Annotated in this window: 20 protein-coding genes; 9 read left to right on the plus strand and 11 right to left on the minus strand. The window is 40.4% G+C overall.

Going from position 1 to position 15473, the window contains the following annotated elements; translation table 11 throughout:
* Positions 1-16: 16 nt before the first annotated feature.
* The 4 genes from C2M30_RS21600 (at position 17) to C2M30_RS05250 (ending at position 3035) form a co-directional block, all read left to right on the plus strand.
* Complete coding sequence (locus C2M30_RS21600) at positions 17-187, plus strand: hypothetical protein (protein ID WP_010560955.1); 171 nt, start codon at positions 17-19, stop codon at positions 185-187.
* Positions 188-402: 215 nt separating this feature from the next.
* Positions 403-1425, plus strand: coding sequence for a phospholipase (locus C2M30_RS05240; RefSeq protein ID WP_105170909.1), 1023 nt, complete (start codon positions 403-405; stop codon positions 1423-1425).
* A complete protein-coding gene (locus C2M30_RS05245) occupies positions 1426-2520 on the plus strand; it encodes a hypothetical protein (protein WP_105170910.1) in 1095 nt (364 codons plus the stop codon).
* Positions 2517-3035 (plus strand): hypothetical protein, encoded by a 519-nt coding sequence (locus C2M30_RS05250; protein ID WP_105170911.1) that lies wholly within the window; start codon positions 2517-2519, stop codon positions 3033-3035. The genes C2M30_RS05245 and C2M30_RS05250 overlap by 4 nt, the downstream gene beginning before the upstream one ends.
* A gap of 32 nt (positions 3036-3067) precedes the next feature.
* On the opposite strand, the gene C2M30_RS05255 is transcribed toward C2M30_RS05250, so the two are convergent.
* The 4 genes from C2M30_RS05255 to C2M30_RS05270 all read right to left on the minus strand — a co-directional run bounded on the left by C2M30_RS05255 (position 3068) and on the right by C2M30_RS05270 (position 7603).
* A complete protein-coding gene (locus tag C2M30_RS05255; protein WP_010560959.1) occupies positions 3068-3769 on the minus strand; it encodes a DUF3581 family protein in 702 nt (233 codons plus the stop codon).
* 88 nt (positions 3770-3857) lie between these two features.
* Entirely contained in the window at positions 3858-4499 is a 642-nt protein-coding gene (locus tag C2M30_RS05260) for an outer membrane protein (protein WP_158683324.1), read from the minus strand.
* Between the two features lie 145 nt (positions 4500-4644).
* The gene (gltX, locus tag C2M30_RS05265; protein WP_105170913.1) at positions 4645-6129 is read right to left on the minus strand and encodes a glutamate--tRNA ligase; all 1485 of its coding nucleotides are present in this window, start codon (positions 6127-6129) and stop codon (positions 4645-4647) included.
* A gap of 91 nt (positions 6130-6220) precedes the next feature.
* On the minus strand, positions 6221-7603 hold the full coding sequence (locus tag C2M30_RS05270) for an aminotransferase-like domain-containing protein (RefSeq protein WP_158683325.1): 1383 nt from the start codon (positions 7601-7603) through the stop codon (positions 6221-6223).
* Between the two features lie 92 nt (positions 7604-7695).
* Between C2M30_RS05270 and C2M30_RS05275 the strand changes: the two genes are divergently transcribed.
* The 3 genes from C2M30_RS05275 (at position 7696) to C2M30_RS05285 (ending at position 8896) form a co-directional block, all read left to right on the plus strand.
* Positions 7696-8301, plus strand: a complete 606-nt coding sequence (locus C2M30_RS05275; protein ID WP_105170915.1) for a LysE family translocator — start codon at positions 7696-7698, stop codon at positions 8299-8301.
* A 12-nt stretch (positions 8302-8313) separates the two neighbouring features.
* A complete protein-coding gene (locus C2M30_RS21925) occupies positions 8314-8439 on the plus strand; it encodes a hypothetical protein (RefSeq protein ID WP_267894184.1) in 126 nt (41 codons plus the stop codon).
* A gap of 79 nt (positions 8440-8518) precedes the next feature.
* A complete protein-coding gene (locus tag C2M30_RS05285; RefSeq protein WP_234004684.1) occupies positions 8519-8896 on the plus strand; it encodes a GNAT family N-acetyltransferase in 378 nt (125 codons plus the stop codon).
* Here the strand turns inward: C2M30_RS05285 and C2M30_RS05290 are convergent.
* Entirely contained in the window at positions 8893-9765 is an 873-nt protein-coding gene (locus tag C2M30_RS05290) for a LysR family transcriptional regulator (RefSeq protein WP_010560965.1), read from the minus strand. The genes C2M30_RS05285 and C2M30_RS05290 overlap by 4 nt on opposite strands.
* Positions 9766-9871: 106 nt before the next feature.
* Here C2M30_RS05290 and maoP point away from each other — a divergent pair, with 106 nt between their 5' ends.
* Entirely contained in the window at positions 9872-10216 is a 345-nt protein-coding gene (maoP, locus tag C2M30_RS05295) for a DUF413 domain-containing protein (protein ID WP_054979746.1), read from the plus strand.
* Entirely contained in the window at positions 10216-11181 is a 966-nt protein-coding gene (locus tag C2M30_RS05300; protein ID WP_100912704.1) for an ATP-grasp domain-containing protein, read from the plus strand. The genes maoP and C2M30_RS05300 overlap by 1 nt, the downstream gene beginning before the upstream one ends.
* 27 nt (positions 11182-11208) lie before the next feature.
* Here the strand turns inward: C2M30_RS05300 and C2M30_RS05305 are convergent, their stop codons facing one another.
* The 6 genes from C2M30_RS05305 to proB all read right to left on the minus strand — a co-directional run bounded on the left by C2M30_RS05305 (position 11209) and on the right by proB (position 15217).
* Positions 11209-11574, minus strand: a complete 366-nt coding sequence (locus C2M30_RS05305; protein ID WP_054979747.1) for a hypothetical protein — start codon at positions 11572-11574, stop codon at positions 11209-11211.
* Positions 11575-11691: 117 nt separating this feature from the next.
* Complete coding sequence (locus C2M30_RS05310) at positions 11692-12063, minus strand: glutaredoxin family protein (protein ID WP_054979748.1); 372 nt, start codon at positions 12061-12063, stop codon at positions 11692-11694.
* Positions 12064-12144: 81 nt separating this feature from the next.
* Entirely contained in the window at positions 12145-12441 is a 297-nt protein-coding gene (locus C2M30_RS22115; RefSeq protein ID WP_105170916.1) for a methyltransferase family protein, read from the minus strand.
* 178 nt (positions 12442-12619) lie between these two features.
* Positions 12620-12886 carry a hypothetical protein gene (locus tag C2M30_RS05320; protein ID WP_158683326.1) on the minus strand — a complete coding sequence of 89 codons (267 nt, stop codon included), beginning with the start codon at positions 12884-12886 and terminating at the stop codon, positions 12620-12622.
* Positions 12864-14099 carry a glutamate-5-semialdehyde dehydrogenase gene (locus C2M30_RS05325; RefSeq protein WP_105170918.1) on the minus strand — a complete coding sequence of 412 codons (1236 nt, stop codon included), beginning with the start codon at positions 14097-14099 and terminating at the stop codon, positions 12864-12866. Before C2M30_RS05325 ends, C2M30_RS05320 begins: the two co-directional genes overlap by 23 nt.
* Positions 14096-15217, minus strand: a complete 1122-nt coding sequence (gene proB / locus C2M30_RS05330; RefSeq protein WP_105170919.1) for a glutamate 5-kinase — start codon at positions 15215-15217, stop codon at positions 14096-14098. The genes C2M30_RS05325 and proB overlap by 4 nt, the downstream gene beginning before the upstream one ends.
* Positions 15218-15473 lie beyond the last annotated feature (256 nt).

A 15473-nucleotide genomic window follows, 5' to 3' on the forward strand; every position in this document is an offset into this window, starting at 1 on the left:
GATAAGAGAGTCGAAAATGGACTATTTATATCAAGGATCCAAAATCCATGTGGCATTGCCTGTGGACTTTGCATCCATCAACAAAAGCAAGGTGACTTTCGAAGATAAGTCAGGCAATCAACGCGTTGATTTCGAAAACAAAAGCGACGCACGCCAATTCCTTAGCTGGCTAACAAGCCAAAAATAAAAAAACCGCGAAATTCGCGGTTTTTTTATGTCTGCTAATAAGTTTGTTAACTTGGCCAATTAAATAAACCTCACATATAAACCGCTTACACCAAATAAAAATATTTAGCTCTGTTCACATAAGATATAGAGTAAATACTTCATTAAACTGTAAATTAGCTGTAAAACTAAACACTTAACTTAGTACCTTTATTAACAACAAAAATAAGGGTACACATGAAAACCAACGCTACCTCACTACTTGTTGCTGGTGCTATTGCTTGCGCAAGCCAACAAGCGAACGCCTTCTCACAAGAAACACACAAACGCATTGTTATTGACGCAGTAAACTACATGCAACAAAACCCAAGCTCTACTGAGTATGCCAAGTTGTCCGCATGGGCGTCTCAACTTAACTTGTCAGTTGATCAGTTGGCTAACTTACTTGGTCAAGCTGCTTACGACGTTGATGATTTTGAAGATACATTCTTTTGTGGCGCAATCACTGGGTCTTGCGTACAAGCGCCTATTTGGGGCGCAGCTGAAAGCATTGTAAAGTACACTAGCTACTGGCACTTTCAAAACCATACCCAAGGGCCCGACCAACACGGCAATGACTTTGGTGGTTATAACTACCAAAAACTTACGGTATGGGGTGACATTGATAATTTAGCCGCAACTTGGTTAAAAGGCGATTACTTAGACGATGGCCGCGGTGGCGAAACCGGCTGGTTTGGTTCTGACTCAACGAAATACAATAGCTACGGCATTACTGAAGCAAACTACCGCATTGATGGTCACTCACACTACAACATGTATGATGACTTTGAAGAAATGCCGTTCCAACCAATTGATCATTTGGGTCAGTACTGGTTTCAAAAGTTTGTCGAAAGCAAAAACCCCCAGATCCTAGGATTTGTATTTCACACCACCGATTTACTGCAGCCACACCACACTTGGGTAACATCTGCATTAAATCACTCTGGTTGGGAATCGTGGGTAAAAGATTACTACGATAAAGAGCAGCTAAACGATTTTAGTAAAGTCAGCCAAGCACTTGAATACTACGCAACACTTGATGCAAACCAGCAAGATATTCGCCCAATTCTTACTCAAGGTGGTGCACTTTCATATTCACAAGGTGGCATAGTACTTAATTCAAAAGATCACTACGACCGTGTAAATACCGGGCAAGTTGTGATCCCACATGCCATTGCTATGGTCGTTCATTTACTTAATCATGCCGTGGTACAGCTATAAATGAAGTTTTTAGTATTATTAAGCACGCTTTTAGCGTGCTTTGCACACGCTAATGTGCAATTTAATAACCAAGAAATTGCTTTTATGAAGCAGTTTTATATCAAGCAAGGCGAGCAGTTAACACTAAGTCAAACACAACAAAGGCTTGAAACTCTGTATTTTCACCTTGCATTGGCAAAACAAAAAGCACCAACATTATTGGAGCGTGTTTCAAGTGTAGGCTTTAGCACTAACTACCATAAAAAACGCTATATGATCAGCTTATTAGATAATGGATTTGCTAAAGTTTCAGTACCAAACATTGCTCTTAGCAGTACTGAACTAAAACAGCTACTGGGTAACTACCCTCATAATGGCATCGCAACAACGCAACTTTTAGCTAAGCTAACTCAACCCTTAACTACAAGCTATACATTGGCAGATGCCTATAATGATGCATCCATGCAAGCGCGCTTTAACCTGCACCAAGGTGACATAAAACAGCTCGCTGAACTCGTAAAGGTAGAAGCCCATTATCAAACCGTAAAGAAACAGCATCAAAACCCAAATATTCGCTGGCCAGTACTCGAGTCACTCAGTACCAGTCAGGCTATAACGCCAGCTCTCCTTAACTACCTTGGTGTAAAAGCCAGTATGCATAATGAAAGCCCATACCTCGACAGTTTGAAACAACAAATTTCAGCACCTGAAATTGCTAAATACTACCAACAAAATAAACAGCAATTTCGCTATAGTTCAGAAGTAACAGCCGCATCGCTATCTTTTAGCTCGCATGAAGCTGCACAAACCGCCTACAAAAATAATGCGCTGTCACAGCAACTGAATAGTAAAAAAGCAGTTATAAAGCGTAAAACGCTTAACAATAGCTTTGTTAATCAAGCTGCATTTAATTTATCAACAAAACAAGGTCCAACGCTTTTACGCACACCTAAAAACCAATGGGTGATCATTCAAGTATTTGATAAAAAATATGATTACTACCCTGAAAACAGTGAAACTGTTGTTTATCAGGCAAAAACCACGCTTGCAACAACACTGGCTAAAAAGCAGTATGCCACTACTAAAAATCAATGGCTAAAAGGCGGCCAATTATGAAATTAAAATTACTATTTGCTAGCATAGTTACAGGCTTAATTATCGCGCTTAGTTGGTTTAGCAATTTGCCAATAAGCCCAAATACATATACTGATATTAATGCCCCAAAAACCGTGCATTCAAGTGAAAAACCCGCAGCAAAAATACAAACCATTGAAACAAAAGCACCAGTATTAACCGTTAACAGCCGATTAAAAACAACATTAATCAGCCCTGTAAAAACGCATGTTAAAGTGGATATTCCGCCGATATCACCAACTAAGATAGAGACAAGATTTACCGGTGATTTAGATGATCACGACGCTTACTTAGCGTATGAGAATGAACAAGAAATCGCGTTAAAAACAGCGTATATTCAAGCCGCCAAAGACAAAGTAAAGCTGTTAAATTCTTGGTTAGTAAAAGGCATAAACCAACAACTTGAAGCCTCTCAAATTGAGTTTGCGAAAGAAAAAATTAAAGCGCTAGAGCAACTCACCCAATCATTAGAAGAAGAACTAAAAAAGGCGAGCTAAATGCTCGCCTTTTTACCAAACTAACTAATCTATTAGGCTGGTTTTAAATCAATTTTGCGCTGGTTGTAGTAGCTAATAAGGTCATCTACTGTTTTTTGGCAATACTCACGAATGCCAGAAACCAGCATATTCTTTTCGCCTTTACCAATCACTTTATCGCCATCTTTAAAAACAAATGGTAGCGTGATTTTTCCGCGTTTTCCTGTTAGCTCAAATTCAGGCGTCACAAACTCTAATACCGGTTGTTTAACATCTAGGCTAGAAAACTCAATCGACATTGACTCGTACATCACCATAGGGCGTGCAGGGTTAATCATCACCTCTTGCTCACCCATTAGCGGAATAATCACGTGCGGGAACGCTTTACCTGAAAATTCCACATAGTTTTTAATTAAACTATTGGTTAGCTCTTCACAGGTTGATGTCTCACCTTCACGGTTTACCGATAAGTACACTTTATCATCTTGTGTTAACGCAATTTCACTGTCAGCATTTGGAAAAGTAAGCGATACCTTTTCGTCTACCATGCCAGCAAAAGTAAAGTGCATTTTTTCACTTACACCGTATTTGTTTAACACCATTGAGAAAAGTAAATCACCTGGTACACAAAAACGCTTTGCATCAATATCATGAAGCGGGTTGTAATCGTCAGCAATCAGTTTTGCAAAACGGCTAGCCTGATCACGGCTGAACGATACTTTTCCTTCAGACTCTTGATAGAAACCAGATAACATAAAATAACCTCAATTTTAACTTGGCCGCGCATTTTATCAGCGTTTTTCTGAATAATTGGTCATACCTGTTGAAAGGCAATCACGATTGCTAAAAGCGCCATTCTAAATTTAAATAATACTTATCCATAGATAAGAAAGTGTGGTGACTATAACCGGCTTTTAAACCCCAATTGCGGGCAAAATCATACTGTAAACCTAAGCCTAAATTTGCGCCAAAATTGGTTGAGTTTTCACGTGCAATCGGCTCTCGCTGTTGCGAGTGATGGTAGGTTAATTTAGTAGAGACACGCGTTACTGCAAGACCCGCGATACCATAAAACGATAACTTATCATTAATATGATAAAAATGGTAAATGCCATCTAAGGTTAAAATACTCGCATCGCTGTCATGGTACACATTATTCTTACAATCAAAAAAACATAGGTCTAACCAATCAAGTTCAATGCCATAGGTGTAGTTGGCGCGTACTGCTAAATCGTTTGTCACATAATAACCTAAGCCAACACTTGCGTTAACAATGTCAGAATCGTCACCATTTAAATCATAATCATCTAATAAATCTTGCAGGTTTTGGTCTAGTTCGTCGCGCGCATCCTTACTATTGTAATTGTAATAATTTGAAGCAACCCCAAAGTTAATAAAATATTGACCTTGTTTTTGGGTTTTTGCCATTGCTGTAGCGGGAATTAAAAGCATTACTATAAAAATCAGAAAAGAGGCCGATTTCATAACATATCCTTTTGTATTTGAATGAAAAGTTAAAAGCGGACATATCGTACCTAATTTGTGAAAAACGCCCATAAATTAATGGTAATAAAATGTAAAAAGCCAGCATAATGCTGGCTTTTATAAACAATAAATTAAAACGTAATTATTATTGCGCTTGGTACGCCTTATAGGCTTTTTCTAGCTTCTTCGCCTGTTTCTTAGAAACACCGATATGGTTTAACGCTACGCGTAAACGTGCACGCGACATATCTGAACCTAAAATCTCCATTGCATCAACAACCGATGTAGACGATGTTTTACCTGTGATAGCAACAAAAATTGGCTCTAAGAAGTCTTTAATCTTAAGCTCAAAGTGCGTTGCAACCGCTTTAGCAATGGCAAAAATCTCTGATTTTTCCCAAGTGCGCAGTGCTTCTAATTCCCAGATGAAAATTTGTAATGCTTCACGTACCACATCTTCTTCTACTTTACCTGCTGTAAGTAGTGCTGGGTCATATTCTGGTGTACCTGCAACAAAGTGACCTGCTAAATCAACTAAATCTGATAACGTATTAATACGCGTTTTTGCCTGCGGCAATACTTTAGCAAGTAACTCAGGGTTGAATTTCCAGTCAAAGAAACGCGCCATTAACTCTTCATCAGATAAGTTTTCGCGGATCCATAAACCGTTTAACCAGTTAAGCTTGTCGATATCGAAAATTGGACCACCTAGTGATACACGCTTCATATCAAAGTGTTCAATCATTTCATCAAGCGTGAACTTTTCACGCTCATCTGGCATTGACCAGCCCATGCGGCCAAGGTAGTTAAGTAATGCTTCTGGTAAAAAGCCCATCTCTTTATAGTAATTAATCGATGTTGGGTTCTTACGCTTAGATAATTTTGACTTATCAGGGTTACGCAGTAGTGGTAAGTGACCCAATACCGGCGGCTGCCAGCCAAAATCTTCGTAAAGTTTTAGTAACTTAGGTGCTGAGTTAATCCACTCTTCACCGCGGAAAATGTGGCTAATTTCCATATGGTGATCATCTACCACATTCGCTAAGAAATAGGTTGGAAAACCATCGGCTTTTAAAAGCACCTGCATGTCTACGTTTTCCCACGGGATTTCAATCTCGCCACGTAGGTAATCGTTAAACTTAAACGACCCCTCAGCAGGAATTTTCATACGGATAACGTAAGGCTTACCCGCTTCAAGGTTTGCTTTAATTTCGTCTTCAGACAAGTTTAAACCACGGCCGTCATACTTAGGACGAAGACCTTCCGCCATTTGCTCTTCACGCATTTGGTCAAGCTCTTCAGCTGTGGCAAAACAGTAAAATGCTTTACCTTCATTAACCAATTGGTGAGCAAACTTTTTGTACATATCAGAACGCTCAGACTGACGGTATGGGCCAAACTCGCCGCCTACATCTGGACCGTGATCCCAGTTAAGACCTAACCATTTAAGGCTGTCCATAATCGCTTGTTCTGATTCACGCGTGCTACGCACTTGGTCTGTATCTTCAATACGCAGTACAAATTCACCACCTTGCTGTTTCGCAAAGCAGTAGTTAAATAGTGCAATATAGGCCGTTCCTAAATGCGGATCACCGGTTGGTGACGGTGCAACACGTGTACGAATTGTCATCAAATGTCTCTTATAAATCGATAGCGATAAAATTGGCGAAAAGATAGCACACCACGGCTATTTTTCGAAGTCATTCCCACACTTTTTTAAGCTAAATTACCACTTCAATACCACCATCACGATGCCGTAACACTTGATCAACACGGGCAAGGCCAAGTTCAAATGCTTGTCGTGAGCTTGGACCACCCAAAGTAAATCTAAGTGCGTTGCAATTCGCGTTGCCATTGCGCGTGAATACATCAACGGTTCGCACAATTACGCGATTTGCTTTTAATTGATTTGCCAATGAGAACATATTGATATGTTCAGGCAGAGGTAAATACACATTTAAGCCCGAAAACACCGCCTCTAAGCCATGTTTTTCAAAAAGCGCTCGCAATAAGTTGATGCGCGCGCTTACTTCATCTGCGAGCTGCAATTGGTTGCGTTTAAATTCATCATCATTTAGTGCAAGTGCTAACAACTCAAAATTCATCATCGACACCGACCAACACTGACTATGAATTTGCTTAAGCACTGCTTGCTGCCACAAAAATGGCGCAATTAAATATCCTGCCCGCAGGCCACCAGCAAAATATTTTGAAAAGCTACCTATATAAAACACCCTGTCATTGGCTGTTTGCCAAAGCGGTAAACGCCAGTTTTCAGGTAAGCAATAGTTCACATCATCTTCAAGAATAAAAAAGTTATAACGCTGACTAAGCGCAAGCAACCCATCTAACGTTTCTTGGTCATAGCGAATATTGGTGGGGTTTTGACAGTTTGGTGTTATATAAATCGCTTTTATCTTATGCGACTTACAATAAGCCTCAAGGGCATTTAAATCGATACCTGCGGGCGTAAGAGCAATCGATTTAGTATTTAAACCAAGTGAATCACATGCTTGATAAAAACCGGGATAACACATTTCCTCGTGAAGCACCATATCGCCAGCTTGGCACAATGCAGCAAGCACACTGTAAATCGCTTGCTGAGCACCTTGGCAAAAAATCAGCTCCTGCTTACCAATTTGCAATCCTTTATCGTTTAACCAAGCTTTAAACGTACTTTGTAGTTCATCGCTGCCATTGAGTTTGTAGCGCAAAATATCTGTCAGCGCAGAGGCGTTATTTGCTAGCTTGCGCATTTGCTCAGCCAATATATTTTGTTGCCCCATAAGCGGCATCATGCTCGATGAAAAGTCGGTATCGTCTAATTCATCCAAATGTACTGACTGTGCTTTTATAAACGTGCCGGCCCCCAGTTTTGCTGTCGCAATACCGCGCTTAACGAGTAAATCATAGGCGCGCGTAACCGTGCCATGAGTCACACCAAGGTGATCGGCTAAAATTCGTTGTGCTGGCAGTTTTTGCTCCGCAGAAATTACCCCAGATTGAGCGACACGCTCAATTAAATTTGCAAGCGCCTGATATTTTGAACTTAATTTACAGAGCTCTTGGTACTCTGTTATTTCTGGCAACCAAATTGTATTCATAACAATATTTAAATTGATCCTTTTATAACAATATGCCATTGCTAACAATATAAATAAATATGAAATTGTATTGATACAATTAGAGGATCAAAATGGAAACCAGCACAGTACTATCATTATTGCCTGCACTTATATTATTTAGCATTAGTGCCACACTCACACCCGGGCCAAATAATATTCTGCTCGCCTACTCAGGGGCGAATTTTGATTTTCGTAAAACGCTGCCGCATATTGTGGGCATTCGTATCGGCATGACGTGTATGCATTTAGCTATGTTGCTTGGCCTTGGCAAGCTGTTTGAACAGTATCCAATGCTGCATCAAGTATTAAGTGTGTTTGCCGCCAGCTACATTATTTATTTAGCGATTAAAATTGTGCGTGGTAAGCCAAATAGCAGTAACAGTAGCGCCTCCCCTATGACATTTAGCCAAGCAGCGCTATTTCAATTGGTGAACCCTAAATCATGGGCAATGTTACTCACTTTAGTAACCGCACTTACCTTACCCAATGAACAGTACTGGCCCTCGGCTTTACTAGGCGTAATCGTATTTAACTTGGCGACCTTACCTTGCTCGTTTTTTTGGGTTGCTGTTGGTCGTTTCCTAAATGGCTTTTTACAAAATCCACAAAAGCTAAAACGTTTTAATTTGGTTATGGCGAGCCTGTTACTACTGACATTACCACTTATCTTTTATTAAGGAGTAAACAATATGAAGGTGTGCCACACAATTGATGAGTATGATTTTGAGCAAATTCATCAGTTTTTATCGCTTCATGCATATTGGTGTTTAAATATTCCAAAACACACACTAATACCAATTCACTTAAATAGCTGATCATCCTAGCGGGCTAAATATCATGCTAACTGCGTTATAATTTATCAATGTAGAACAACTACATAAGAAAAATTCCGCCTTGTTACCATTTCATTTATCCAGCGCTATCCCTGATCACATACTTAACAGAATTGGTATAAAAACAACGTTAAGCAACTCACTATGCTTTGTTATAAAAAGTGAAGACGGCGAATTGCTCGCATTTGCACGGGTAGTCAGTGACTATGCCACATTCGCTAATTTATTGGATGTGTTTGTTTTACCCGACAACCGAGGCTTGGGAGTTGGCAAAACTCTCATAAAAGCAGTCGTTGAACATCCTAAGTTACAAGGTTTAATGCGTTTCACCCTTGCTACTAAAGATGCCCATGGGCTTTATCAGCAGTTTGGTTTTAAAGCGCCTAAATTCCCAGACGCAAATATGGAAATCTATTTACCCTATATTTATCAAGATTAAGGCACAATAATAGTGGGTGCTTCTGGCTCTTCTTTACCTAACATACGGCGAATAGCGTGTAGTTTTTGGGCATGCTCATTCTCTTTGTGATACGCAATATACACATCGCGCTTAAACTCAGGTAATGCATCTAACCGGTGCAATGAGCCCTGCTCAATAAAAGGCTCTACTAATACATCGGGTAAATAGGCCGTGCCGCCGCACTGCAGCATTAAATCAAGAGCGATACGTGCTGTACTGGTTCGCATTAATGGTGTAGCCATGCCTTTAAGCTCTTTTCCATGCCATGCCGTAAAATTAGTGCCCCAATCAACACGAATATAACGGGTTACATCACTTGGGCTAGCAATTGGTTCGCTTGAAGTTGATACTGGGATTAATGCAAAAGTATGCAGTAATTCAATTTTAAGCTCTTCCGCTTTGGGCGGATCAAAAATAATTGCGATATCTAGTGAGCGCTCTAACAATTGTCGCGTGATCTGCTCTCGCGCTAAAATTTCAGCCACCAAGCTTACATCAGGTTGCGTCGCGTATATTTTTGAAATCGCATCATGAATGTAGGTATCCCACGTATTCGGCGTACCTGCGATAGAGATTTGCGTCACTTGCTCTTGGGTTAATGCTACATCTTGCTTTGCCATACGCAATGTTTGCATCATCACTTCGGCATGCGAAACAAATCGTTCGCCCGCAGGCGTAAGCTGAATATTATTACGGTTGCGAATAAATAGCTCTACGCCAAAATACTGCTCAAGCTGGCGAATTCTCGAACTTACAGCAGCTTGCGTTAAATATAAATTTTCAGCCGCCTTACCAAAATGGCGACAGTTTTTTACTTCTATAAAGGTTTTAACTAATTCGATATCCAAAGCAGTATCTCTTATCGTGACGATAAATTTTTATTGTTGTACTTAGTAAACACAATTCACGCATACTCCGCCAAAATGGGCAAAGTTGTCAACATGAGTATCTCATATGGACTTATTACATGGTTTTGTAAAAACAAGCAATTTCTATGATGACCTGAATTTTCCACAAGGATTTAACCGTAGCGGACACTTTACAATTCAAGAAGCAGAATTGTTAACAGCCATCGGTAAGCGATTATTTCAATTAGAACATCAACTAGCAGAGCCACAAAATCACACTGAAGAGAATTTTGTGGCTATGTGCGTTACAAAACGAGACCCCGAAACTCGATTAGAGAGTTTGTGGCACAAGTATAAATCGGCTACTCAAAGCAAACGATTTCATACTCTAAGTAGTTCAGTTAAAGCCAATGTTGATAACGCATTTAATGAATTAGAAGGTAATTACTAATGCGTGGTTGGATAATCTACAAGCAAAACGAAATGCTATTGCGTCAAGAAGCGTACGAAATACACCGCTTACTTGAAGTAGCAAAAGAAGAAAATATTGAATTACAGGTATTTTCACCGGATCAGTTCGATCTAACGGTAACCCGTGATGACGAAAAAAGTATTCTAATTGATGGTAAACGTCAGGAACTTCCTGATTTTGTAATGCCACGCATGGGTGCTGGCACAACCTACTTTACCCTTGCTGTCATTCGTCACTTAGAGCGCTTAGGTGTTTACTGTGTAAACAGCTCGCATTCAATTGAAACCGTAAAAGATAAGCTGTTTGCACAGCAAATCTTAGCTGAGAAAAACTTACCAACACCCGATACCATGCTGGTTAAGTTCCCAGTAAACGTGGCGCTAGTTGAAAAGCAAATTGGTTTTCCTGTTGTTGTAAAAACCCTGTCGGGTTCGCAAGGCAGCGGTGTATTTTTATCAAAATCACCGGGCGAATTTGATGACTTAATGCAATTAATTGAAGCAACAAGTCCAAAAGCAAATATTATTTTGCAGCAGTTTGTAAAAGCCAGTCACGGTAGAGATTTGCGCGTATTTACCATTGGTGGTCGTGCAATTGCCTGTATGGAACGCAACTCAAACGGCGAAAACTTTAAAGCAAATGTAAGCTTAGGTGGCGTTGGTAAACTTTACCCTATTACGCCTGAAATTGAATGGCTTGCCACACAAACTGCCAACGTGCTTGGCTTAGATGTAGCAGGTATTGACTTATTATTCGATCAAGAACACTTTAAGATTTGCGAAGCGAATTCATCGCCTGGCTTTGAGGGATTAGAAAACGCAGTCGATATTGACGTACCGCGTGAAATCTTTCACTTTATTCGCATTCGCTTAGGTATTTTTGATAAAGCCTCCGCTAAAAAGGCAACCAAGCCAGTTGCAAAGCAAGTGGAAGAAAAAAGCTAATAAATCGCTTTAATAGCAAAACGCAGCCTAGAGCTGCGTTTTTTGTTTCTTTAATAAGTAGCTTTGAATTTGTTTAGGTAATTTGCATTTACCCGTTGTTGTGCCATCACAATCGTGTACTGCTACTTTCACAAGTTTACTATCTGCTACCGGCACAATGTACTTTTCACAGCGTTTACCTTTTTGAACATAGCCTTCAATGCATTGCCACCCGCCTTCGCCATTATCAATGGCAAATTCAGGCAAGCCATAGCTGACGCACTGACCGTAGCGCCAATCCTTACCAATAGGGCAAACACATCCACCACCTACTAAGGATTTATCCATGTCTTTACCACATTGGCTCGCATATAAATTCAGTGGAAAAAATAAGAGTAATATCAGCCATTTCATTCGTCACTCCATAACAAAAAGCAAAACAACACTGTGACATATTACGTATAAAACATGAAAAAACAAAAAACGCAGCCGAAGCTGCGTTTTGTAAAACTCTTTACTACTTATTGAAAATTAAGCAGCTTTATTGGCTACTTCATTTTCTAAAAAGGCAATAATATCGTTAGACTCGTAAAGCCATGTTACTTTGTCGTCTTGCTCAATACGTAAGCACGGCACTTTTACTTTACCGCCTTCTGCTGCAAGTGTTTCACGGTGAATACCTTCGGCTTTTGCGTCACGCAATTCAATATTTAAACTATTGCGCTTCATTGCGCGGCGTACTTTTACGCAAAACGGGCACGCTTTGAATTGATATAAGCTTAAGTTTTGGGTTTTTGTGTCTATTTCAGCTTGCAGCTGTGCATCGCGTTTAACACCACGTGGTGTTGTAATAAAATCAAAAAACAAAATAATGCGGCCTAATAGCCAACGAACAAACTTCATACAACCTCCAATCAATTTGGCGGCATTTTACTGTAAATGCTGGAACGAATAAAGGTTAGCCCGAAGCAAGAAGAGTCTAACTTATAACCAACGGCGAACATGTTTTTTATACTGTATAAATTGCTCACCAAAGCACTCGGTTAACGCGGCTTCTTCTGGTTTAATTTGAAAGCACTCTATAAACAACATAAATGCCACAACACCTAACAAACTTAACCAACTACCAAGTAAAATAGCAAAGCCTAAAATAGCTAAAGCCATGCCCAAATACATTGGGTTACGCGTATATTGAAAAATACCGCTAGTAATTAGAGCGTGTTGACCTTTGCTGTCTATTTCTGCAGCAGTTTGTTTGGTATTTAGACCAGGCAGAGCGATTGTGGTGTAGTTACTCTACATAAATGAGCGATAACACAGTATAAATGCCAAACAAGCGCTGCCTAACAGGTTCAACCCAAAGCGTTTTGTTCTTTGTTGTTGCTTCTTGACTTAGCCCGCTAGGCCTACAAAGCAACGCCGCGATCAAAAAGCTTTGGATTTGAACAGAATTTAGACCTCAAAGGTCAACACGCTCTAGGCTTGAGGCGGTTTCGAGTTTAAGGGGGTTTACCGTGGTACTGGCTTTACGAAAAGAAATAACACCAGCAAGGGCAATAGCTACCCCAAGCAAAACGGCAAGTACAAACAGTTTAAAATTAAGTGTGCGAGTAATCTCAAATGTGACTTCAGCATCTGACACTAAATACATGCCCAGCATACAAAATAATCCCACCACAGGGGGTGGGATTTTATTATTGAGTTTATTGGCGAATAAGGTAATCACCTTCACCTACCCATTTATAGGTGGTTAATGCTTCTAAGCCCATAGGCCCACGGGCATGCAGTTTTTGTGTTGATACGGCAACTTCAGCACCTAAGCCAAACTGCGAGCCATCAGTAAAGCGCGTGCTGGCATTGACATACACTGCCGCAGAATTGACCGCTGCAACAAACTTATTGGTGTTACTTAAACTCTCAGACAAAATACCATCTGAGTGACCTGATGAATGCTCACGAATATGCATTATCGCTTGGTTAATATCATCAACGACTTTAATACCAAGCGTTAGGCTTAACCATTCTTTGCTGTACTCACCATCAGCAATTTTGCTAACACGCTCACTAAGCGCAGCTGCTCGTTCGCAGCCTTTAAGCGTTACTTGCTCTAAACGTTGTGCTAATAATGGCACTAACTGCTTTGCAATTGATTCATCCATAAGCACAGTATCAAGCGCATTACACACACTTGGGCGCTGTACTTTGGCGTTTTCAATGACATCCAATGCTTTTTGCAAATCAGCAGAAGCATCAACATATAAATGACAAATACCAATACCGCCTGTGATCACCGGTATTGTGCTATTTTCAACGCATACTTTTTGCAGCGTATCGCCACCGCGCGGAATAATCATATCGATGTACTTATCTTGCTTTAAAAGCTCAAGCACTAAAGCGCGATCTGGGTTGGTAATTAATTGCACTGCGTCTTTATTAATGCCGGCATCAATAAGCGCTTTACCAATTAATTCAACTAAGTAAGTGTTAGTATTAAGTGTTTCTTTACCGCCGCGTAAAATACTGGCATTACCGGTTTTTAAACATAAACAGGCGATATCTAACGTAACATTGGGGCGCGCTTCATAAATAACGCCTACCACACCTAATGGCACAATTTGTTTTTTTAAGCGCAGGCCATTTTCAAGCGCTTTCCCATCATATTCACCGCCAACAGGGTCATCCATTGCGATTAAGCTTTGAATATCATCGGCAATGCCTAAAATGCGTTCTTTATTTAATAATAAACGATCAAGTAAGGCCTCGGTTAAGCCATTTTCTTTACCTGCATTTATATCGCGCTGGTTCACTTGTTCGATTTGTTCGGCATTTTTTAAAATGATGGAACGAATATTTTCTAATGCTGTATTTTTCTGTGCTGTTGTCGCCACAGCGAGATCAAAACTTGCTAACTTTGCCTGCTGTGCTAATTGCGTAATCACGTTAATCCTCCAAAAAGTACTAAATCATCGCGGTGAATCACCACCGCCCCGTAGTCGTAACCGAGCAATTGATTGATTTGCTCGGAATGTTGCCCTTTTATCTGGGCCAGATCGCTTGATGAATAACGACAAATGCCCCGTGCTATTTGCGCCCCATTTTGGTCGCATAATTTCACCATGGCACCGCGTTCAAATTTACCAAGCACATCACTCAAGCCTTTTGCTAACAAGCTTGATCCTGAGTGTTTCATTGCGCGAACTGCGCCGTCATCTAATATTAGCTCACCGCTTGCTGGCGGCCCTGCCATTAGCCACTGTTTACGGCTTTCAGTCACTGACGCTGTTGCTACAAAACGCGTTCCAACATCTTTGCCAAGTGCCGCGTCTACAATTACATTGTCTTTATGGCCTGCGGCAATTATCACTTCAACACCTGCACGGCACGCAATATCGGCTGCTTGCAGTTTAGTTGCCATGCCGCCAGTACCTAAATGCGTACCCGAGCCGCCTGCCAATGCTTTTAAATTAGCGTCAATTTTATCGACCAAGTTAATCAACTTGGCATCTGGGTTAGCGCGTGGATCTGCGGTAAATAATCCCGGCTGATCCGTAAGTAACAACAATTTATCGGCCTTAGCGAGAATGGCAGCCAAAGCCGATAAATTATCATTATCCCCAACTTTAATTTCTTGTGTTGCAACCGCATCGTTTTCGTTAATGATCGGTACGATATCGTGTTTAATCAGCGCCTTTAACGTATCGCGTGCATTTAAATAGCGCTCACGGTCGTCTAAATCTGCGCGGGTTAACAACATTTGCCCCACATGCATACCGTATAAGTTAAATAAGGTTTGCCATGTATGGATCAAGTGGCTTTGGCCAACGGCTGCAAGCATTTGTTTATTGTTCACATTACTTAAGTCACAACTTAAATGTAAATGCTCTTTTCCCGCGGCAACCGCACCGCTCGAAACCAAAATAATTTTGTGCCCTTTCTTTTTTAATTGGGCACACTGGCGCACTAATTCAACCATATGCGCTTTATCTAAGGTAAAACTGCCACCGGTTAATACACTTGTACCCAGCTTTACTACGATTGTTTGACTTGTTTCACTCATTCCCCATACCCTAAACGACGGGCCAGTGTCTTTGTTATATCAAAGCTGAGAAAATCAACAAGGGTAAAATGGTCTCACACAAAAAAATATCATGCAAACCACCCAATCAACCAAATTTAAATAAGAAATTCTAATCTATAACAGCATAAAATTTTGCATTTTTGTGTTCCGCTATTCTTTTGTCGATACTCATCGCTTGATGCTTATTGCACCAATAAAAGTCTGTTAAATTCACTGCCCCTTAAATTTGAGTAGT

The organism is Pseudoalteromonas sp. T1lg24, from assembly GCF_002964745.1.
Classification (GTDB): Bacteria; Pseudomonadota; Gammaproteobacteria; order Enterobacterales; family Alteromonadaceae; genus Pseudoalteromonas; species Pseudoalteromonas spongiae.